Genomic DNA, 1,365 nt, shown 5'->3' on the forward strand with positions numbered 1-1,365 from the left:
AGGTCAGAAACGGGACGAACTCGGCCCAGGCGTTCTCCCACAGCCGGACGATCGCCGGGTACTTCTTACCCCAGGCCTGGGCGAACTCCAGGAACCGTTCGGCTGCGGCGGCCTCGGTCGGTGCGGTGTAGACCGGCCGCAGCGCTTTGGCGATCTTCTCCCAGTCCTGGTGGGCCGCGTAACGGAAGGAGTTGCGCAGAAGGTGCACGATGCAGGTCTGGACCACGGTCTGCGGCCACACCGTGTTGATCGCGTCAGGCAAACGGGTGAGCCCGTCGCAGACGGCCATCAGCACGTCCTCGACGCCACGGTCTTTCAGCTCGGTACACACCGAGAACCAGAACTTGGCACCCTCACCGCCGTCGCCGGCCCACAGCCCGAGGATGTCGCGGGTGCCCTCGGCGGTGACCGCGAGAGCGATGTAGATCGGCCGGTTCGCGACCTAACCGTCCCTGACCTTCACGTTGATGGCATCGAGAAACACGACTGGATAGACGCGGTCCAGAGGCCGGTTCTGCCACTCGGCCATCCCGTCCATCACCTTGTCGGTGATCGTGGAGATGGTCTGCGTCGAGACCTCGGCGCCGTACACCTCGGCCAGATGGGCGCTGATCTCACCGATGGTCAGGCCCTTCGCCGACAGTGACAGGACCATGTCCTCCACGCCGGCCAGCCGCCGCTGCCGTTTCTTGACGATCTGCGGCTCGAACGAACCGTCGCGATCCCGTGGCACGACGATCTCGACCGGGCCGACGTCGGTCAGCACCGTTTTCGCCCTCGACCCGTTACGGGAGTTCCCGCCGTCCTTGCCGGCGGGGTCGTGCTTCTCATAGCTGAGGTGGTCGGTGATCTCGCCGTCCATCGCGGCCTCGATCACGCGTTTGGTCAGCTGCTGCAACAGCCCGCCCTCGCCGGTCAGTTGCAGGCCCGAGGTCCGAGCCTGCTCGACGAACTGGCCGATCAGGTCGTCGTTCACCCCAGCCGGCAGCGCCGGATCCTGCTTCTTCTTCGCCACCGCGGCAGTATCCACGGCGTCCGTTGTCACGGCGATCAGGTGCGTCTTCTTGGTCAGGAGTTACACCGTTCTTTTTACAGTCCCTGTGGATCTAACGGTGTTTCCGGCTTGACCCATCGGGCGTTGTGCCTGGTGAGGAGGGTGCCGTGATGGCCGCGACACTGAACGGAGCAGACCGGACGTAAGAAGCGGCCCGAGCTGTCGGCGGAGGCGAAGGCTGCCGCCGAGCTGGTCCGAACGGCGAAGGAGCAAGGGCTGTCGTTGACGGGCCCGGACGGACTGCTCAGGCAGTTGACCAAGACGGTCCTGAAGACCGCGTTTGAACGAGGAGATGACCGAGCACCCCGGCT

Annotated in this window: 2 pseudogenes; one reads left to right on the forward strand and one right to left on the reverse strand. The window is 65.2% G+C overall.

Features of this window, described 5'->3' with window-relative positions:
- A pseudogene (locus tag ACLQ25_RS32600) lies at positions 1-1,051 on the reverse strand (IS256 family transposase); the annotation flags it as partial.
- 113 nt (positions 1,052-1,164) lie between these two features.
- On the opposite strand from ACLQ25_RS32600, the pseudogene ACLQ25_RS32605 reads away from it, so the two are divergent.
- Positions 1,165-1,365, forward strand: a pseudogene (locus tag ACLQ25_RS32605) (IS256 family transposase); the annotation flags it as partial.

Source organism: Micromonospora sp. DT44, assembly GCF_049841635.1.
Classification (GTDB): Bacteria; Actinomycetota; Actinomycetes; order Mycobacteriales; family Micromonosporaceae; genus Micromonospora.